The organism is Caballeronia sp. GAWG1-5s-s, assembly GCF_023631445.1.
Taxonomy (GTDB): Bacteria; Pseudomonadota; Gammaproteobacteria; order Burkholderiales; family Burkholderiaceae; genus Caballeronia.
The window spans coordinates 189,759-209,228 of the sequence record NZ_JALQDC010000033.1 but is presented as its reverse complement, the minus strand read 5'-3'; the positions used below and the strand labels follow the sequence as shown (position 1 = coordinate 209,228).

20 protein-coding genes are annotated in these 19,470 nt (G+C 63.0%); 8 read left to right on the top strand and 12 right to left on the bottom strand.

The window, feature by feature from the left end:
* The first annotated feature begins 7 nt into the window (after positions 1-7).
* Complete coding sequence (gene fabI, locus NCR34_RS25170; protein WP_248323873.1) at positions 8-790, top strand: enoyl-ACP reductase FabI; 783 nt, start codon at positions 8-10, stop codon at positions 788-790.
* Between the two features lie 256 nt (positions 791-1,046).
* Here the strand turns inward: fabI and NCR34_RS25165 are convergent, their stop codons facing one another.
* Positions 1,047-2,039 carry a ferritin-like domain-containing protein gene (locus NCR34_RS25165; RefSeq protein WP_248323872.1) on the bottom strand — a complete coding sequence of 331 codons (993 nt, stop codon included), beginning with the start codon at positions 2,037-2,039 and terminating at the stop codon, positions 1,047-1,049.
* Positions 2,040-2,753: 714 nt separating this feature from the next.
* Here NCR34_RS25165 and chrA point away from each other — a divergent pair.
* Complete coding sequence (chrA, locus tag NCR34_RS25160; RefSeq protein WP_248323871.1) at positions 2,754-3,989, top strand: chromate efflux transporter; 1,236 nt, start codon at positions 2,754-2,756, stop codon at positions 3,987-3,989.
* 42 nt (positions 3,990-4,031) lie between these two features.
* Here chrA and NCR34_RS28255 read toward each other — a convergent pair whose 3' ends face one another.
* Positions 4,032-4,310 carry a DUF3253 domain-containing protein gene (locus NCR34_RS28255; protein WP_350029453.1) on the bottom strand — a complete coding sequence of 93 codons (279 nt, stop codon included), beginning with the start codon at positions 4,308-4,310 and terminating at the stop codon, positions 4,032-4,034.
* 318 nt (positions 4,311-4,628) lie between these two features.
* On the opposite strand from NCR34_RS28255, the gene NCR34_RS25155 reads away from it, so the two are divergent.
* The 5 genes from NCR34_RS25155 to NCR34_RS25135 are packed head-to-tail and all read left to right on the top strand — an operon-like array spanning position 4,629 to position 8,426.
* Complete coding sequence (locus NCR34_RS25155) at positions 4,629-5,465, top strand: ABC transporter substrate-binding protein (protein ID WP_248323870.1); 837 nt, start codon at positions 4,629-4,631, stop codon at positions 5,463-5,465.
* A gap of 60 nt (positions 5,466-5,525) precedes the next feature.
* A complete protein-coding gene (locus tag NCR34_RS25150) occupies positions 5,526-6,242 on the top strand; it encodes an amino acid ABC transporter permease (RefSeq protein WP_248323869.1) in 717 nt (238 codons plus the stop codon).
* 21 nt (positions 6,243-6,263) lie between these two features.
* Positions 6,264-6,908, top strand: a complete 645-nt coding sequence (locus NCR34_RS25145; RefSeq protein WP_248323868.1) for an amino acid ABC transporter permease — start codon at positions 6,264-6,266, stop codon at positions 6,906-6,908.
* Positions 6,905-7,657, top strand: coding sequence for an amino acid ABC transporter ATP-binding protein (locus NCR34_RS25140; RefSeq protein ID WP_250501227.1), 753 nt, complete (start codon positions 6,905-6,907; stop codon positions 7,655-7,657). Before NCR34_RS25145 ends, NCR34_RS25140 begins: the two co-directional genes overlap by 4 nt.
* Before the next feature lie 19 nt (positions 7,658-7,676).
* Complete coding sequence (locus tag NCR34_RS25135) at positions 7,677-8,426, top strand: IclR family transcriptional regulator (protein ID WP_248323866.1); 750 nt, start codon at positions 7,677-7,679, stop codon at positions 8,424-8,426.
* 31 nt (positions 8,427-8,457) lie between these two features.
* Here the strand turns inward: NCR34_RS25135 and NCR34_RS25130 are convergent, their stop codons facing one another.
* The 9 genes from NCR34_RS25130 to NCR34_RS25090 are packed head-to-tail and all read right to left on the bottom strand — an operon-like array spanning position 8,458 to position 17,726.
* Positions 8,458-9,093 (bottom strand): DAK2 domain-containing protein, encoded by a 636-nt coding sequence (locus tag NCR34_RS25130; protein WP_248323865.1) that lies wholly within the window; start codon positions 9,091-9,093, stop codon positions 8,458-8,460.
* 13 nt (positions 9,094-9,106) lie between these two features.
* Entirely contained in the window at positions 9,107-10,117 is a 1,011-nt protein-coding gene (locus NCR34_RS25125; RefSeq protein WP_248323864.1) for a dihydroxyacetone kinase subunit DhaK, read from the bottom strand.
* A gap of 60 nt (positions 10,118-10,177) precedes the next feature.
* Positions 10,178-11,179: an ABC transporter permease gene (locus NCR34_RS25120; protein WP_248323863.1), complete on the bottom strand. Its 1,002-nt coding sequence runs from the start codon at positions 11,177-11,179 to the stop codon at positions 10,178-10,180.
* A complete protein-coding gene (locus NCR34_RS25115; protein ID WP_248323862.1) occupies positions 11,176-12,711 on the bottom strand; it encodes a sugar ABC transporter ATP-binding protein in 1,536 nt (511 codons plus the stop codon). Before NCR34_RS25115 ends, NCR34_RS25120 begins: the two co-directional genes overlap by 4 nt.
* A gap of 56 nt (positions 12,712-12,767) precedes the next feature.
* The gene (locus NCR34_RS25110) at positions 12,768-13,901 is read right to left on the bottom strand and encodes a sugar ABC transporter substrate-binding protein (RefSeq protein WP_248323861.1); all 1,134 of its coding nucleotides are present in this window, start codon (positions 13,899-13,901) and stop codon (positions 12,768-12,770) included.
* 59 nt (positions 13,902-13,960) lie between these two features.
* Positions 13,961-14,629 carry a class II aldolase/adducin family protein gene (locus NCR34_RS25105; protein ID WP_248323860.1) on the bottom strand — a complete coding sequence of 223 codons (669 nt, stop codon included), beginning with the start codon at positions 14,627-14,629 and terminating at the stop codon, positions 13,961-13,963.
* Positions 14,626-15,705 carry an S-methyl-5-thioribose-1-phosphate isomerase gene (gene mtnA, locus NCR34_RS25100; protein ID WP_248323859.1) on the bottom strand — a complete coding sequence of 360 codons (1,080 nt, stop codon included), beginning with the start codon at positions 15,703-15,705 and terminating at the stop codon, positions 14,626-14,628. Before mtnA ends, NCR34_RS25105 begins: the two co-directional genes overlap by 4 nt.
* Positions 15,706-15,716: 11 nt before the next feature.
* On the bottom strand, positions 15,717-16,985 hold the full coding sequence (gene mtnK, locus NCR34_RS25095; protein ID WP_248323858.1) for an S-methyl-5-thioribose kinase: 1,269 nt from the start codon (positions 16,983-16,985) through the stop codon (positions 15,717-15,719).
* Positions 16,986-17,030: 45 nt separating this feature from the next.
* Complete coding sequence (locus NCR34_RS25090) at positions 17,031-17,726, bottom strand: GntR family transcriptional regulator (RefSeq protein ID WP_244140150.1); 696 nt, start codon at positions 17,724-17,726, stop codon at positions 17,031-17,033.
* Positions 17,727-18,090: 364 nt separating this feature from the next.
* Here NCR34_RS25090 and NCR34_RS25085 point away from each other — a divergent pair, with 364 nt between their 5' ends.
* Positions 18,091-18,801, top strand: a complete 711-nt coding sequence (locus tag NCR34_RS25085) for a Crp/Fnr family transcriptional regulator (RefSeq protein WP_248323857.1) — start codon at positions 18,091-18,093, stop codon at positions 18,799-18,801.
* On the opposite strand, the gene NCR34_RS25080 is transcribed toward NCR34_RS25085, so the two are convergent.
* A complete protein-coding gene (locus NCR34_RS25080) occupies positions 18,798-19,457 on the bottom strand; it encodes an aspartate/glutamate racemase family protein (RefSeq protein ID WP_248323856.1) in 660 nt (219 codons plus the stop codon). The genes NCR34_RS25085 and NCR34_RS25080 overlap by 4 nt on opposite strands.
* Positions 19,458-19,470 lie beyond the last annotated feature (13 nt).

The following is a 19,470-nucleotide window of genomic DNA, read 5'->3' as shown; positions in this document are numbered from 1 at the left end:
CTCTCTCATGACACCGACCTCGCCGCAGCCCATCCTACGCGACGCCAAGGCGCTCGTCACCGGCATCGCGAATGAACATTCGATTGCATACGGATGCGCAAAAGCCTTTCACGAACTCGGCGCGACGCTTGCGATCACTTATGCCAACGACAAGGCAAGACCCTACGTCGAGCCGCTTGCGAAAGACCTCGACGCATCGCTTTTCATGCCGCTCGATGCATCTCGTCAAACCGAACTCGACGACGTGTTCGAACGGATCGAGAAGGAATGGGGCGGACTCGATATCCTGGTCCACTCCATTGCATGGGCGCCCAAGGAGGACTTACAGGGCCCATTGCTCGACAGTTCCAGCGAAGGATTCGCCCGTGCGATGGACATATCCTGCCACTCGTTCGTACGGATGGCGCGTCTTGCCGCACCCTTGATGAAGAACGGCGGCACGATGCTCACCATGAGCTATCACGGCGCGAACAAGGTGGTTCCGACCTACAACGTCATGGGGCCGGTCAAGGCGGCGCTAGAAGCCTGCGCCCGCTATCTCGCCTATGAACTGGGGCCGAAGGGCATTCGGGTGCACGCCATCTCGCCGGGCCCGCTCAAGACGAGAGCCGCCTCCGGTCTGAAGGACTTCGACGTGCTTTTGACCGAGGCGGCCCAGCGCGCGCCGCTCGGCGAACTCGTCGATATCATGGACGTGGGCTTCACCTGCGCGTTTCTCGCGACGCCTTATGCGCGCCGCCTGTCGGGTGAGACCTTGTATGTCGATGGCGGCGTCAACATCATGGCGTGAGTGGCTTAGGGAGGTCTTCTCGGGAAACCTGACACAGGAAGCGTCGGTTTCGCGCCCCCCGCTGATCGAGGCATCGCGGTACGCAACCGTACGCCGCTCCCTCGCAGCGTCCCGCCAAAGCGGTAAGCGAAAGACTTTTGCGCTGGCGTGATTGCCCTGCTGCTTAACATCGGTATCGCGACGCAGAATGGCCCCGGTTTTGCAAATGACGACGGCTCACGGCTTCGCTCATTCAAACTTCCTTGAAGCGATGACCTCATTCCGTCTTACTGCGCATGAAGCGCAGTGCGAAAGCAACCAGCTTCGGTACCGTTTCGGGGCGCAGCAAACGGCGGTCATAGCCGGAAAACCGCCGTTCGTTTTCCGTCAGACATAGCTTCATCAGATCGGCGACACCGACCTGTGCCGACGACAGCGACTGCGCGCCGTTGAGAGTGAAGTTGTTGTCCTGCTTCTGTTCGTTGCCGTCGGCGTCGAGCGTTCGCGCGAGGCTCATCCGCTCCCAAACGAGAAACGCCCATACCGCAGCCACCTTTAGCTCGAAGCGGACACGCCGCCACCACGAGAGCCTGGAACGGTGCCACGCAATCCAGTTCGCAAAGAGCAGGATATGACGGCACTCCTCATGCATGACCGGCTCGAAGGTATCAACGAGTTCAGGCGGAAAAAGCCCCGAGCGGCGGGCGAGTTCGAAGAGGCCGAAAGCGAAGAAACTATCGATACATTCGCTGTAACCCGTGACCAGGTAAGCCCATTCGGTATCCTTTGGATAGACATACGGTGCTTCGCTCGCGAGCGGAATGCCGTATGTCGCCACCATTCGCGACAAGACTTCCTTGTGCCGGTTCTCCTCCCAGGCGTTGAGCGCCAGCGCGTCGCGAACGTCGGGCTCACTGAGGGTCGCTGCGTACGCGGCCATGCGCATCCTGGCCTTGCCCTCCGTCTGCACGGCGATGTCCCAGATCGGCAGAGACACGATTCTCTGCAACACGTCCGGTTCGAGCTTCGGCCAATCCATAATAGACGGACGATACGGACTGAAGGTCTCACGGAACATCCGACACATCTCGCTACGATGCGCGTCGGTGCCCGGCGTCAGTGGACCGGTCACGCTACTCGTCCACTGCCTGACCTTGCGGCCCGCCGCTTCTATCGTGGCTTCGTCGGGCTCACACTGCGGCAGTTCAGGCGGGCGGAAGCCATGAATCAGCCTTTCGACATCGAACCCGTCAAAGAGAGCTTCACTCATTCCGGATACACCCAGGTGAATGTAACGGTGCCGTGAGACCTAGTTTCAAACGAGCGTTCTAGTGCCTGTCAGGTTATGAGTCACACTGCAAAGAACAGAAGTTAAAAGCGAGTACGGTGTGCTTCAAAGTCAGTTTAGGATCGCTAATGTCTATTAATTCAGTGCTCACTAAAACCGAACTTGCTCAATGCAGTATAGGCAGCGAAATCTTATCTCTTGCTTAAGAGGTGGCCCAATAAGGGTGGACCATCATCCATCGAATAAAGGAGCGCTCTCATCTACGGACGCCCGTGGCGTGCGCCGGGCATCGTAACGAAACACTGTGTGCCCGCGCCATCCCCGGCGATTGAACTGGTCGAACCGCGCGTCTTCGCGGAAGCGAAGCGCCGTTGCTCTGTCTTTCGCCAGGATCTACCGTCGTCTTTTCGGCGCATGGCGTTGGCTGGGGATATCATTCGTTTGCGCTATCGGTTAAGGCGCTCACGCGTGCGTGGTCGCTCGATCGAACAGGACAGGACCTTAAAAGCGCTTTCTGTTCGCGAGAACGCGATAACCTGCATGCCATTTCGCAGATCGAGCTGTTTCCCGAGGATGGCCAGCGCACATGGCTTTCGATTGCAGCCATCGGCGACACGGCAATCCCCACTGCTTAAATGACGCGGCCGATCTTTAGCGCCGAATCGCGCTCGTTGCAATCATGATCGAAAGGCCTCGATGGAAGCAAACGTTCTGACGTCCAGCCGGCACCGGGCAGGCTCGGCACTCGAGGTGCTCATGGTCTTCCTGAAGCTCGGGCTGACGTCGTTCGGCGGACCCGTCGCGCACATCGGCTATTTCCGCCGCGAGTTCGTCGAGCGACGCCGCTGGCTCAACGACGACACCTTCACCGATCTCATCGGTCTCTGCCAATTTCTCCCCGGACCGGCCAGCAGCCAGGCGGGCTTCTCCATCGGCCTGCTGCGCGCGGGCTGGCTCGGCGGGATCGCAGCGTGGTGCGGATTCACGCTGCCCTCTGTCGCGCTGATGATTGGTTTCGCGATTCTCGCGCCATCGCTCGACGGGCCGGTGGGCAGCGGCCTGATTCACGGGCTCAAGCTCGTCGCAGTCGCCGTCGTGGCGCAAGCCGTATGGGATATGGCGCGGCGCCTGTGTCCCGATCATCGCCGGGCGTGGATCGCGCTGGCTACGATCGCGATTCTCGCCGCCCTGACCACGGTGTACGCGCAGCTTATCGTCATCGTGACGGGCGCACTGCTCGGCATCGCGCTGTGCCACACGCCCACGGCGGGAAGCCTCGCTGCAACGCATGAACACGCTCAGGCGTTTCGCGTGCCTCGCGCGGCGGGCGCCATCGCGCTCGTTCTGTTCTGCGTTCTCCTTTTCGGACTTCCGGTCTTGATGGCGACCGATCCGACACACTCAATCAAGATGTTCGATGCGTTCTACCGTTCGGGCGCGCTCGTCTTCGGCGGTGGTCACGTCGTCCTTCCGCTTCTTCAGCAGGAGACGGTGGCGACGGGCTGGGTATCGTCGAACGACTTTCTGGCTGGATACGGCGCCGCACAGGCGGTTCCAGGTCCGCTATTCACTTTCGCTGCCTTTCTGGGGTGGACCATGACCGGGACAGGCCATCACGCGTGGGGAGCGCTGCTCGCCATCGTTGGCATCTTCCTTCCCGGTCTCTTGCTCGTGCTTGCAGCGTTGCCGTACTGGCAAGCGCTGCGTGCGCGGCCGTCGATGGCTGCGATGTTGTCGGGTGTCAATGCGGCCGTTGTCGGATTGCTCGCGACAGCGCTCTACTCGCCGGTCTGGATCAGCGCCGTGCGCACCGCATCCGACTTTGCGATCGCTGTCATCGGCTTCTTCCTGTTGGTGCGCTGGAAAGTTCCGCCACTCGTCGTGGTGATCGGCTGCGCGCTTGCGGGGATCGCGCAAGCCGTTCTGCATTGAAATCGGACGCCGGCTTGGCGGGACTGCCCACGACGCCGCGCGTCACTCTGTTTGCCCGAACGTCGGCCCGCGTCGCAAGCGAATAGGTCCGTGATTGATCGCGTCCGGATGCAACGTTTCGCTTCCTTGCGTGACGATGATGCGCCCTTCATGCGCCAGTGCCGAGGCCACCCGTCTGACCACGGGCATTAGCGCGCGCCATGCGTCTTCATCGGCAGCGAGAGCGCGCGCAACATCTGACGGGCAGATAGAGGAAGTCGCGGCGCGCTGTCGAAGCAGTCGCAGCAAGCAATCTTCGATGTCGGATTTCGATACGCTCATCTCTGTCGCGGAGTATCGAATAGAAAGCAGGTCGCAACGATGCCACAGGATCGCACTGCCCTCGCATACGCCGCGCTCAACGCATCGCAACGATCGAGCCTCCACATCAGGGCTGCCTGCCCCGAGCCTTTATCTCATCAAAAAGCCCAAGACAATCCGTAATTAGGCCGCTTGCCGCCGAAATACTCTCGGTCAACACTGAACTCCATTCCAAAGAGTCAGATGCCTGTCCGATATATCGGACACAACACACTCCGGTGCCTTTCGGATGCAGTTCTGGAACCGGTCCCTCGTCCACCCTGGAATCAAGACCTGCAAATGAAATTCGTTGCTCTTCGCGGCAAAGCGGCCGCTCTCTTCGTCATCGGCGCGATTGCCTTGACGGCATGCACGAAGGTCTCCACCCCAGCCGAAAGCCCTGCGGCATCGAGTTCCTCGACACTGCAGGCAGTCCTGCAGCGCGGGACCTTGCGCGTCGGCGACTGTCTGACGTTCGCGCCGTTCGGCTTCTACGACAAGGACGGTCAGCCGGACGGCTATGACGTCGATCTCGCGAAGGAGCTGGCCCGGCAGATGGGCGTCAAGCTCGAAGTCGTGAATACGACCAGCGCCAACCGCATTCCGAACCTGCAGACGAGCAAGGTCGATGTCGTCTTCTGCAACTTCACGCGCAATCTCGAACGCGCGAAGGTCATCGAATTCACGTCGCCGTACGTCGTCGCGAGCGAGGCGCTGCTGGTCAAGAAGAGCAGCGGCATTCAGTCGGTGAAGGACATGACTAACCGCACGATCGCGACCGTCAAAGGGTCGACGAATGGCGATGAAGTCCGCTCGCTGAACATGCAGGTCAAGATTCAGGAATACGACAGTTCGCAGGCCGCTATTCTCGCCGTCAAGCAAGGGCAAGCCGACGCGATGATCGAGGACAACAACTTCCTCGCCTATCAGGCGAAGCTGGACCCCGAACTGACCGTGACCAACGAAGCACTGGTGCCGCTGGAGTACAACGCGTTCGGCGTGAAAGCCGGCGATCAGGCGTGGCTCAACTACCTGAACCTGTTCCTCTTCAACATCAATGCGTCGAAGGTCAACGCGCAGCTTTACAAGAAGTGGTTCGGCGTGGATCCGCGCTTCCCGCTCAATCCGCAATTCTGAGCAGCGCACGATGGGATCGCCGGCCGACGACGGACCGATGGATCCGATACGGAGAAGGACATGAGCTATGAGTGGTTGACCCTGTGGGGCTATGTTCCAGAGTTCCTGAAAGCCGGCTGGCTAACGCTGCAGGTCACGCTTCTCTCGTTCGTGCTGGCGATTTTTCTGGGCCTCGTGGCCGCGCTGGCCAGCATGTCCCCGCTCGGCGTCGTTCGCTTCCTCGCGCGTGCGTACGTCGAGATTATCCGCAACACGCCGGTGCTTCTTCAGATCTTCATCGTGTTCTTCGGCCTGCCGTCGGCGGGCATCGCGCTCGATGCCTACTGGGCAGGCGTCATCGCGCTCGGGCTGAATGTCGGCGCTTACCTGTCGGAAGTGTTTCGCGCAGGCATTCAGTCGGTGCCGCGCGGACAACTGGAAGCTGCGGCAATCCTCGGCCTCGAGCGCGGGCAGATCATGTCGGAGATCGTCTTGCCTCAGGCCGCCCGCGCCGTCTATCCGGCGATCGTCAACTACCTGATCCAGTTGCTGCTCGGCACGTCGCTCTTGTCCGCTATCGCGCTGCCCGAGCTGACCGGAACAGCGACGGTCATCAACTCGCGCACGCTGCTGTACGTTCAGACTTTCGCGGTCGTGCTCGTTGCGTATCTGGTGCTGAGCAACGTGCTGTCCTGGCTTGCAAGCCGCCTCGGCGCGCGGCTGTTTCATCCACCGCTCGTCGTGCCGCCGCGCGCGCGGTTCGGCGCTTTCACGTTGCGCCGTGCCAATCGCGCCTGAGTCGCGAACCGGAGCCGGATCATGTCACTCGAATTGTTGGGTACCAGTCTGTCGATCCTGTTGCAGGGTCTCGTGACGACATTGCTGCTGTCGGTCGCGGCCATCATCGGGAGCACGCTGATCGGCCTTCTCGCCGCCGTGCTGCGAACGTTTGGGCCGTGGGCCACGGATCGCGCCGCCAAGGTCTACATCGAGCTCTTTCGCGGCACGCCGGTTCTCATCACGCTGATGTTCATCTACTTCGGCGTCTCTTACTTCGGCTATGCGATCGACGTGTTCGCGGCCGGCGTCATCGGTCTGAGCGTTTATCAGGGCGCCTATATCGCCGAAGTGTTCCGCTCGGGAATCGAGGCGGTGCCGAGGGGCCAGTGGGAAGTCTCGCAGATCCTCGGACTGTCGCGCATGCAGACCTTCAGCACCGTCGTGCTGCCGCAGACCGGAAGAATCGTGCTGCCGCCGCTCGTCGGACAGTATCTGTCGCTCATCAAAGACACGTCCATCGTCAGCATGATCGGCATGTCGGAACTCATGCACGGCGGACAGGCTATTGTCGACCGGATCGGCAAGCCCGTCGAAATCTACGGGCTCGTCGCAGTCATTTACTTCGTCGTGTGCTTCCCGCTTTCGCAGTGGGTGCGCCACCATGACCGCAGGAGACTCTCGTGAGCGAGCAAAGCCAGAACAAGCCCGTCATTGCGCTCACGCGCGTCAGCAAGGCATTCGGCGCAACGCGCGTGCTCGACGAAATCAATATCGACGTGCGTGCGGGTGAAGTCCTCGTGCTCATCGGCGCATCGGGCTCGGGCAAGAGCACGGTGCTGCGCATCATGGCGGGCCTCGAAACGGCGGATTCCGGCGAAGTCTGGGTCAACGAAGTTCCGCTGCACGACCCGAAACGCGCGCGCGACATTCGCGGTCACGTCGGCATGGTGTTCCAGCAATTCAATCTGTTTCCGCACAAGACCGCGCTCGGCAATGTCACGCTCGCGTTGATCAAGGCGCGCAAGATGAGTCCCGCCGATGCACGCAAGCGCGCGATGGACGTGCTCGATCGCGTGGGGCTCGCTGAGCGCGCGGATCATTATCCGAGCCAGTTGTCCGGGGGACAGCAACAGCGCGTCGCCATTGCCCGGGCGCTTGCCGTCGAGCCCGGCATCATGTTCTTCGATGAAGCGACCTCTGCGCTCGATCCCGAACTTGTCGGGGAAGTCACCGACGTGATGCGCGGTCTCGCGCGCGACGGAATGACGATGGTCGTGGTCACTCACGAGATGGGATTTGCGCGCAAGACCGCCGATCGCGTGGTGTTCATGGACAAGGGCGTGATCGCGGAGCAAGGCGATCCCGAGCAGATCTTCGTCAATCCGTCGAACGAGCGCACCCGGCAGTTTCTGCATCGGGTGCTCGATCATTGACGCACGACGGAGCGGATGAATGGCTGTGATGGAATCGTCGCGCGCCCGGGGCGTGGATCGCGTGATCGCAATGTTCAGGCAACTGCACATTGCGCAGCGCCCGATGTCGATTCGCGAGCTGATCGAAGCGACCGGCGCTCCGCGATCGAGCATCTATGAACTCGTCGCGATTCTCGCCGAAGTCGGCTGGCTGGAAAGCACCGCCGACGGCAGCGTCTTCTTCGGACGGGAGATGCATTACTACGGCTCCGACTACGCAACGCACAACGACCTGATCAGCCGCGCGCATCAGTCGATTCTCGCGCTGGTGCGCAAGCACGAGGAAACCGCGCAGTTGTGCATGCTGGAGGGTAACAAGTACACCGTCGTTCTATCCGAGAATAGCGCGCGCCCTTTCAACATCAGTTCGGACATCGGCGTGAGAGTACCGATTCCGTGGACCGCGACCGGACGCCTTCTGCTCGGCCACATGAACGCCGACGAGATCCGCGCGTTGATTCCGCAGGAAGACTTCGTTCTGGACAACGGCGTTCGTATCGACTTTCAGGCATTCATGCGCGATGTAGAGCTTGCGCGCGACTTGGGCTACTGCTGCACCGAGGGACTCTCGAACGCGTTTCGCCTATGCATGGCCGCGCCCGTTCGCGATCGCGCCGGAACGCCGGTCGCGGCGCTCTGCTTCATGACAGGCCGCGACACGACGCCGGACCGCCGGCAGGCCATGCTCGACGACCTTCTGCAATCGGCGCGCGCGCTCTCTCACAGGTAGCGTTCACGGGCGCGGGACGGACGCCCCGCGCTCACGCCGGCGCGCCTGAATCGACCGCCCTGCGCAACGCTTCCAGAAACCGCACATAGGCCGTCGCGCCGGGATCCGGATGGCCGATGCTCCGTTCCTGCACCCACGCCGCGCGGCCCTTCTGCGACTGCATCTTCGCCGTTTCCACGACGCGTTCGCTCGCCGTGGCGATCATCGCGTCGAGCGTCTCGGCCGCGCTTCCTTGCGATGCCTCCAGCACGTCGAGGCTCGGGGCCAGCGCATCGAGCACGGTCTTGTCGCCGATCTTGCTCTTGCCACGCTCGGTAATGCGTGACGCCACCGCCCGCCCGATGGCGAGCGCCTCGTCGCGTCCCAATGCATCCTTACCCTGCACCGTCTTCGCGGCGGCAAGCAGGCCGCCGCCCACCAACGCCGCGAATGTCGACGGATTGGCCGTCGAAAACGCCTTCCCTGCGGCGAGGAGCACGTCGCCGAGCGTGGCCTCGTCCGGCAGCGCGCCGATTGCCCTGACAACCGCTTCCGACCCCGCGCGCACGGTGATGCCGAGATCGCCGTCGCCGAGCGCGGCATCGAGATCGCGTAGCTCGTCGGCATGAGACGGAAGCTCACTCAATGCGTGGGACAACAGATCCCGCATTTGTCTCGTCGTAATCATTTAGGTTTCCCGATTATGCGCGCGTACCTTCGCGAAAGAAGGGCGAATGCACCGGTGCGGCGAGCAGCGCTTCGAGTTCATCGTCGAGCAGCATGACGGTGATCGATGCCCCCGCCATTTCCAGACTCGTCACGTATTCGCCAACGTACGACCACGCGATCGACAGGCCATCGCCCTCGGCCATTTGCGACGCGCGCCGATACAGCAGATACAGCTCTTCGAGCGGCGTCGCGCCCAGACCGTTGACGAGCAGCGCAAGCCGCGAGCCCTTCGGTGCCGCGAGATCGTCGAGAATCTGGCGCATCAGATTCTCGGCGATGGCATCGGCCGACTGCAGCGCGCCGCGATGCGTTCCCGGTTCGCCGTGGATGCCGATGCCGATCTCCATCTCGCCATCCGGCAGCGTGAAGGTGGGCTTGCCGGCCGCGGGCAGGATGGTCGGCGAAAGCCCGACGCCCATGGTGCGGCAGTTCGCATTGGCTTTCGCGCAGATGCGGGCCACTTCTTCGAGCGAGTCGCCGCGTTCGGCCGCCGCGCCCGCGCACTTGAACGCGAACACCATGCCTGCGACGCCGCGCCGGTCGGACGCGCGCTCCTTCGGCGCCGATGCGACGTCATCGGTCAGCACGACGGTCTTCACTTCGATCCCCTCGGCATCCGCGAGGTCCGACGCGAGATCGAAATTCAGCACGTCGCCGCCATAGTTGCCGTACACGTAGAGCACGCCCGCGCCACCGTTCACGCCTTTGGTGGCCTCCAGAATCTGTTCCGACGATGGCGACGAGAACACGTTGCCCACCGCCACGCCGCCGCACAAGCCTTCGCCCACGTAGCCGAGAAAACCCGGCATGTGGCCCGATCCGCCGCCGGTCACGATGCCTACGCGGCCTTCGCGGGGCGCATCCGCGCGAACGAGCGCGCGCTTGTCGGCATTGGCTGCCTTGATCCATTTCGGATGCGCAAGCAAGAGCGCGTCGATGATCTCATCGACGAAGGTTTCCGGGTTGTTGATGATCTTCTTCATCTTCGCGTGTCTCCTTGGTTTGTCTCTCGATGTCCTGCGTATTGGTTGAGGTCGCGCGTGTCACAGCTTGCGTCGCTGGCTCAGTGCATCCAGCAGGACCGCGGCGAAGATCACGCCACCCTGAATGAATTGCGTCCAGAACGGGTTCACGCCCAGCAGCGACAGGCCGACGTTGATTACCCCGATCAGCACGACGCCGATGAACGTGCCGACGATCGAGCCGCGCCCTCCTGCGAGCGACGTGCCGCCGATCACGATGGCCGCGATGACCTGAAGTTCGAGACCGTTCGCCGCCGACGGCAGCGCGGAATTCAGCCGTCCCGCGAGCACGATGCCCGCGATCGCCGCCGTGACGCCGGCGAGCATGTACGTGAGAAACACGACGCGCCGCACCGGAATGCCCGCGAGCCGCGCGGCCTCCTGATTGCCGCCGACCGCGAACACCTGATGACCGAACGTGGTCTTGCGCAGCAATACGTGGCCGATGACGAACACGACGAGCATCACGATCATCGGCATGGGCAGGCCCGCGATAGCCTTCGCGCCGAACACGGTGAACGCGTTCGGAAAGTCGAACTTCGTGCGGCCGTCCGAGATGGCAAGCGTCAGACCGCGTGCCATTGCCATTGCGGCGAGCGTCACGATGAACGGCACGAGTCGCAGCCAGGAGATGGCGAAGCCGTTGATCGCCCCGACCGCCGCGCCCGTCGCCAGCGCGATGAAGAGCCCGCCTATGCCGAGCCCGACCGCATCCGGGCTCGATCCCGCCATGAAGGTCGCGGCGACCATGCCGCTCAGCGCGACGAGCGATCCGACCGAGAGATCGATGCCCGACGTGATGATGACGAAGGTGCCGCCGACCGCCGCGATGCCCACGACGGACACCTGCACCATGATGTTGGTGAGCGTGCTCGTCGTGAGGAATTCCGGCGATGCAATCGACAACGCGACGCAGATGATGACGAGCGCCGCGAACAATGGCCCGATGCCGCTTCTCAGTTGACGGATCACGCGGCGCGACAGCGCTTCGGTGTCCGCCCGGTTGGCTGCCGTGGATGTCATGCCCCTGCTCCTGTCGTTGCCCATTGAATCACCGTTTCGGAGTCCGCCTTGTCGCGCGGTATTTCAGTCACGATGCTGCCGCGATACATCACCAGCACGCGATCCGACATGCCGAGCAGTTCCGGCAGTTCCGAGCTGACCATGACGACCGCCGCGCCCGCGCGGGCCATCGCCACCATATGCGCGTAGATCTCGGTCTTCGCGCCCACGTCGATGCCGCGCGTCGGTTCGTCGAGCATGATGACGGCGGGATTCGTCGCGGTGGCGCGTCCGAGAATGACCTTCTGCTGATTGCCGCCCGAGAGCGTGCCCGTGATTTGCAGCACCGAGGAGGCGCGCACGCCGAAGCGCGTACTCGCGTCCTGCGCGAGCTTGCGCTTTCTCGCGCCGCGCACGAAGCCGCCACTCGCGAGCGCCCTGAGACTCGACAGCGCAATGTTCTCTTCGATGCTTGCGTCCAGCACGAGCCCTTCGAGCTTGCGATCTTCCGACGTATAGACGAGCCCGTGACGAACGCCTTCGGTCGGCGAATGATTCGAGACCTTCCTGCCCTTCACGAAGATCTCGCCATGCGTGGCGGGCAGCGCGCCGAAGATGGTCTTCAGCAGTTCCGTGCGCCCCGCGCCCGCAATGCCCGCGATGCCGACGATCTCGCCCGCGCGTACCGTGAAGCTCGCGTTGCGCAGCAGAGGCGCGCTTGCGAGGTTGCGCACTTCCAGCACGACCTCCCCATAATCGCGCGGCTCCCACGGATAGAACGATTCGAGATTGCGCGCGACCATCGCCTGCACGAGTTCGGCTTCGGTCCATTGCGACATGGGACGCGCGCCCACGGTCGCGCCATCGCGCATCACGACTGCCGAATCCGCCAGCTCGAACACTTCTTCAAGATGGTGCGAGATGAAGATAATGCCAAGTCCTTCTTCGCGCAGGCGCCGCACGACCGCATACAGGTTCTCGATGTCGTGGCTTTGCAGCGCGGCGGTCGGCTCGTCCATCACGAGAATGCGCGCGTCGCGTGCGATAGCCTTGGCGACTTCCACGAGTTGCCGCTTGTTGAGCGGGAGATCGCCGAGGCGCATCCACGGCGCCACGTCGTCGAGCCCCACGCGCGCGAGCGCCTCGCGCGCCATCGCATGCGCCTCGCGTTGCTTCACGAAGCCTTTGCTCGCGGGCATGCGGCCGAGAAACAGGTTCTCCGCGACCGTCATGTCGTTGATGAGCGAAAGCTCCTGGTAGATGACGGCAACACCGGCGTCGATGGCGGCGTTCGTGCCGCGCGCAAGCGGCTTGCCGTCGATCTCGATGTCGCCTTCGTCCGGCTCGTAAGCGCCCGAAAGCGTCTTCACGAGCGACGACTTGCCCGCGCCGTTCTCGCCGACGATCGCCATCACATGTCCGGCCTGCAATTCCAGACTCACGCCGCGCAGCGCCTTCACGCCGGGAAAGCTCTTGACGATGCCCTGCATGCGCAGAAGCGGCGCCTTCGTGCTCGAAGGCGCGCGCGTGCGCGGTTCGGTTTCGACTGTCATGTTCGCATTCCGCTCGCGGCCGCGCGCCCTGAAGCAAGCGCGGCCGCCGGTTGGCCTTACTGCTTCACTTCTTCGGACCACAGGCCGTACTGCTTGACCGCGTCCGAGTCGATGTTCGACTTGTCGATGAGCATGGTCGGCCACGCATAATTCGCGGGAACGTCCTTCTTCGCGTTGAAGTCCGCGATGAACTGCAACGACTTCGCCGCCATCTTGATGGGGTTCTGCGAGATGGTCGCGTCCTGCTTGCCCGCGCGAATCGCGGAGAGGGCCTGTGCGGTTCCGTCCGCGCCGATCACCATGATGTGCGCCTTGTCGTCGAGCGGCTTGTAGCGCCCCGCGTTGTCGATGGCTTTTTCCGCGCCCACGGTGTTGTCGTCGTTGGCGCCGAATACCGCGTCGATTTGCGGATACTTCTGCAGGATGTTGGTCATCGCGTTGAGCGACTTCTCCTGATCGAATGCGCCTTCCTGGCGAGCCACGACCTTGATGTCCGGATACTTCGCGATCTCGTCGCTGAAGCCCTTCTCGCGATCGGTCGCCGCCGTGGTGCCGACCAGACCGATCAGGTCGACGACGTTGCCCTTCTCCGAGCCGTATCGCTTCTTGAGCTGCTCCGCGATCCACTTCGCCGCCGTCTGGCCGAGCGCGACGTTGTCCGACGCGACGAAGGACGTCACCTTGCCGCCATCCGATCCGCGATCGAGCGTGAAGACGGGAATGTTCATCTGGTTCGCCTTCTCGACGGCCGGGATGATCGCTTTCGAATCGATCGGATTGAGCACGAGCGCCGTCACGCCCTGACTCAGCAGATTGAGCGCATCGTTGACCTGCTGCTGCGCATCGCCGTTCGCGTTGGTTTGCACGAGGTCGAAGTTCTGATCCTTCGCGCCGCGCTCGACGCCGGCCTTTAGCCCCACGAAGAACGCGTTGTTCAACGTCGCGATCGAAAAACCGATCTTGGGCTTGGCGCCGCTCGCGGCGGCCGCCGCCGGGGCGCTCGCCGCTGCGCTTGCCGGCCCGCTTGCCGGCGCGCTCGCGCTCTCGCTGGCGCTCTTGGCGGCACTGCTGCCCGACGACGTGTTTTCGCTCTTGTTGCATCCCGCGAGCGCGGCGGCGCAAAGCAGCAGCGCCCCGGTGGATTTGCCGAACGTTCCCCAACTATCGAATCGTGCAGAACTCCAGGCCATCACTGTCTCCTTTGTATGAGTTGTTCATTGCAGTTAGCTTCAGGTCGTGTCGCGGGGTTTCAATCGCCCTTGCTGCGCTTGCCGTACGTCTTGAATCGTTCCAGCACGTCGTCCATCTGCTCGTCGCTCAAGATAGGCGGCGTGCCAAGCTGCAACGCGAGCAGATATTGCCTCGCGAGCACTTCCACTTCATGCGCGAGCCACACGGCGCGCGCGAGATCCGCGCCGAGCGCGACGACACCGTGATGCGCGAGCAGACACGCGCGTCTTCCTTCCAGCGCGGCGAGCGCATGGTCCGATAGCGCCTGCGTGCCGAAGAGCGCATACGGCGCGCAGCGTATCGACGCGCCGCCCGCGGCCGCCACCATGTAGTGAACCGCCGGGATATCGCGGCCGTGAATGGCGAGCGCCGTTGCGGCCGTCGAGTGCGTATGCACGACCGCATGCATGTCCGGGCGCGCGCGCAGCAGATCGCGATGAATGCGCCATTCCGACGAAGGCCGTTCGACGCGAAAGACATCATCGTCGTCGCGCACGCGAAGCGGCAGATACACGATGCTCGCGGCGTCCAGCTCGCGTGCCGGAACGCCGCTCGGCGTAATCAGCAAGCCGTCGCGCAGACGCGCGCTGACATTGCCCGACGTGCCCTGGTTGATGCCGAGGCGTTCCATTTCGAGCGCCGTTTCCACGATGCCCCGGCGCAGCGTGTCCTCATCCGTCGCGTTCATGCCGCGTTGCCTTCCGCGGCAAAGAGGTTTCTGAGCGAACGCTCGAACGGCGCTTCGACGATGCCCCGTTCCGTGATAAAGCCGGTGACGAGGGCGTGCGGCGTCACGTCGAATGCGGGATTGCGCGCCTTGATGTTCTCCGGCGCGATCCGTTGCCCGGCGAGATGCGTGACCTCGGTTCCCGAGCGCTCCTCGATCTCGATGCGCTCGCCCGTCGCCGTCGAAAAGTCCAGCGTCGAAGAAGGACATGCGACATAGAACGGTATGCCGTAGTGGCGCGCGGCGATCGCGAGGCCCAGCGTGCCGATCTTGTTCGCGAAGTCGCCGTTCGCGGCCACGCGATCCGTCCCGACGATCACGAGATCCACGAGACCCTGCGACATGATCGACGCCGCCGCGCCATCCATGATGAGCGTCACGTCGACGCCCGCCTGCTGCAACTCGAACGCCGTGAGACGGGCGCCTTGCAGCAGGGGCCGGGTTTCATCGGCAAAGACGTTGAATGCGACGCCCGCGCGATGCGCCGCGTAGATCGGCGCCGTCGCCGTACCTAGACCGGTGGTCGCGAGCGCGCCTGCATTGCAGTGCGTGAGCACGCCGCTGCCCGGCCGGATGAGGGACATGCCATGCTGGCCGATGCCTTCGCATAGCGCGATGTCTTCCTCGTGGATGCGCTTCGCTTCGTCGACGAGCACGTCGTAGAGTGCGGCGCCATCCTGCGCGTCGCATTCGCGCACGCGCCGCACCATGCGCCTGAGGCTCCAGCTCAGATTGACCGCCGTGGGACGCGCGCTGTCGAGCCACGCGGCGCGCCGTTCCAGTTCCGCCCGAAAGCGCGCGACGGGCAACGCGCGCGCATCCTGCATCGCGACGCATAGCCCATATGCCGCCGCGACGCCGATGGCAGGCGCCCCGCGCACGCGCAGTTCGTGGATGGCCCGCCACACGGCGGCGGCATCGGCGACATGCTCCACCACGATCTCGTGCGGCAGCCGCGTCTGGTTCAGCAGCAGCAGTTTGCCGTCACGCCACTCGATGGTGGGCGCGAGCGCAGGAAACAAGGGCTGCGAATTCATTCATGCTCCAGTCAGCGTTGTTCGACGGCCTCGCGCTGCATGTCGCGCGCGAGCAGGGTGACATCTTCGATGCCGGTCAGAGCGGCGCGCTGCACGAGGAGCGCTTCGGCGCAGCGCAGGCAGCGCACTTCGATCTGCGCGCGCACGTCGGCGTCGGGAATGCGCGTGATTTCCGCGACCTTCGCCATGCCGACGATGCGCCGGATCATCTTGCAGCCCGCGAAACCCAGGGTGTCCGCCAGAAGCCGCCGCATGAAGTGCGCGCGGTATGCGTCGGCCGCGCGGCTATCCGCCGATCCGCCGATAAAGGGCCGGCCACTTCGGCTTTCGTGATCGCGCCAGAGCGCGAGGAACTTCGCGCTGAAGCCGTTCCAGATGCGCGCCGTCTGATCGAGCAGCCATTCCTGATACGCGCCGGGTTCGCCGCCATCGAGGCGGCCGTGATAATCGCGCGAGAAATACGCAAGCAGCAGGTTGGCGATCAGCGCGCCGATGTCGAAGCCCATCGGCCCGTAGAAGGCGAACTCCGGGTCGATGACATAGGTCTCGCGTTCGTTGACCATGATCGAGCCGGTGTGCAGATCGCCGTGCAGCAGCGTTTCCGCATGATTCATGAAGGCCCATTTCATGTCGGCGGCGGCCAGGCGCAACGCATCGTCGGTGCGCAGGCGTTCGAGCGCGGACTTCGGCAAGGCCGCGCTGTAGACGTTCGACGGATGGTCTTCGAACGGAAACGTGAACACGAGGTCTTCGGTGATCTTGCACAACTCCGCGTTCACGGCGCCGCCCACGGCCTGCTTCTTGATGTCGGGCGCGAGATAGAGATCGGAGCCGAAAAATAGCGTCTGCGCGAGATACGTCGACAAATGCTCGGCCATGAGCGGATACCTGACGCCGTCCATGAGCCCGTGCCGCAAGATGCGATGCGACGAGAGATGCTGCATGACCATCAGGAAGCGCTTGCTGTCGGCGTGAAAGACCTGCGGCACATGCTGCGGACACAACGCGCCGAAGCGTCGCAACGCCGCGACTTCATGCTCCATGCGCTGGCAGGACAGCGGCCAGTTCTTGCCGACGAGACGCAGGAACGGCGGCGCCTGCTTGACGACGACGCTGCGCTCGCGCGCCTTCGCATTGGTCACGAAGTACACGAAGTTGAGATTGCCGTCCCCCACTTCGACGATCTCGAGGTCATCGGGATCGCCCAGCCGCGCGCGCACTTCGGGGATGCCGCCGAGGTAATCGGCAAGTGCGGCTGCGGTAAATGCTTCGAACTCCATCGGTGTCTCCTCCGATGTGTTGAGCGCGCAGGTCAGCGGAACGCTTCAGCGACGTTTGCGCACCAGGTCGAACTTGAAGATGCTCGTGTTGTAGTAGTCGTTGCTATAGCAAAGCGGCTCGCCGCTCTGATCGAAATCTACTTCGTCCAGCAGCAGAAACAGACCGAAGCCATCGCCCAGTTCGGGCAAGTCGCGCGGCGTGAGGATGGTCGGCTGTATCGACGTATGCGTGTGGGACAAACGGCGCCCGGTACGCGCGAACATCCCGAACAGCGACTCACCCAGTTCCCCGTCCGCGGCATCGAACAGCGTCTTCGGAATAGTGTCGATGCAGTACGCGGCAATGGCGTCGTCCGCGCGGCGCACGCGCTCGATGCGCACGCATTCGTCGCCTGCCTCGATACCCAGCTTTTCCGCAAGACTCTCCGATGCCCCGACGATGTCCATGCGGATGCGGCTCGTCGACGGCACCGCGCCGACACTCTTGATCATGTCGGTCACGGACATCAGATCATCCAGGCCGCCTTGCAGCTTGAGCGAAATTTGTCTGATGAACGTTCCTCTGCCTTGCACGCGTTCGAGCAGTCCATGCGAGATCATTTGCGCGACCGCTTCGCGCAGGCTCGAACGCCCCACGCCCAGCAGCTCGCACAGCTCGATTTCCGTCGGAATCTGGTCGCCGGGCTTGAGCTTGCGCTCGCGGATCATCGTGAGAAGCGACTCCTGGATCTTGTCGCTCATCGAACGCTCGACGCTTAAACGCATGGGGCTCCCGCAGGTGTCATGGGGTCAAATATACATCAGACGTCTGATGTTCTTGTCGGGATTTTCCCTTAGCCGGATGGGTTCGTCTACATGAGCGGCATTCCGCGCCTGCAGCATTTTTCGCAACGCAATCCCGCCCGCGCTGGCGCATGCGCTCGTCGCATTGCAATAACGCCCATTGGTTCGCGAGGAAAAAAGTGCGGTGCAACGCACGCGGCATGAGACACCTGCCGATGCTTGCGTGTGTAGAATGAGCCGTCCTGAAGTACGGCTCCGCATGCGCCTACGAACGAGCGCCCGGAAAGAGAGCCGATCGAAAGGCAACCCCAAGGAGACGGCAATGTGGTTTGTCGGCAAGAGCGAACTGCTTTCACTCATCCAGCGCAATTGCCTCGACGAGGTAATGCCCGCGTTCAGCGATCACCGCACGCTGCGCAAGAACACCATCGTGTATCGCCCCGATGAGTCGAGCGAGCACGTCTATCTGCTCAAGAGCGGCAGCGTCAGGCTATACCGGCTGACCGAAGACGGTCAGGAAATCACGCTGGCGTTCGTGAAGGCCGGCATGATCTTCGGCGATGGCGACGTGCTGAATCAGGCGAACTATTCGCATCACGCACAGACGCTTGCGCCGAGCATGGTCTGCTTCATCCGCAAGCAGGATTTCAAGGACCTGCTCGCGCGCTACGACGTCATCAACCAGTTCGTGCTGCGCAATCACTATCTGCGCTGGCAGGAAGCGCAGCAGTTGATCGAGAACCTTTCGCTGCACGACGTGCGCAAGCGGCTCACCAACATCCTCGTGATGTTCTCGGGACAAGTGGGCGTCGCGTGCGACTACGCCGATCAGGGCGATGCGATTCTCATCGACTTACCGATCGCGCAGGACAAGCTCGCGGAATTCATCGGCACGTCGCGCGAATCGGTGAACCGGCATATCAGCGATCTCAAGGCCGAAGGTCTCGTCGACATGCGCGAACGCAAGATCGTACTGACGCCCGCGTTCGTTTCGCGCTTCATCGGCAGAACGCACGCGCTCGCGACGGCTTAAGCGTTATTCGCGAGCGCCCGCTTGACGGCGGCCACGCCGCTTTGCGGGCTCGAAAGCACCGGCACGGCCAAGGAGCCGAGCGCGGGCACGAGGCGCGCCATCGACACTTGCGCCAGCACGATCACATCGACGCGATCGGCCAGTTCGATGATCGCGCGTTTCACGATGTCGTCGTGCCGGCCCGCGTCGCCGGCGAGCAGCGCCTCGAATGCGCCCTGCGCGATGCATTCGGTCACGTCGACCTGCCGTCCGTGCTCGGCCGCCTTGCTGCGAATGAGACGTACGGTGGGCTCGAGCGTGGTCGACACCGTCGCGACGACGCCGACACGCGCGCCGAGCGCGCTCGCTTCCTCGGCCATCGACTCGTCCACTTTGACAATGGGCGTGCGAATGAGGCCGCGAAGCAGATCCGTCGCTTCGCCGACCGATGAGCATGCGTTCAGGATGATGTCCGCGCCCATGCCCTGCGCGCTGGACATGTACGCATAGAGACGCGCGGTCACTTCGGGAGTCAGGCGTCCTGCTGCGCGCACATCGGTAAGCAGGCTGTCGTCCACGATGTTGATGACGCGATCGCCCGGCAACTGCTCTGCGAATTGCGCCTTGAGCGGCTCGACAGTAACGGGTCCGGTATGCACTACGACGATCTTTGCCATGCTTCGCTCTAAC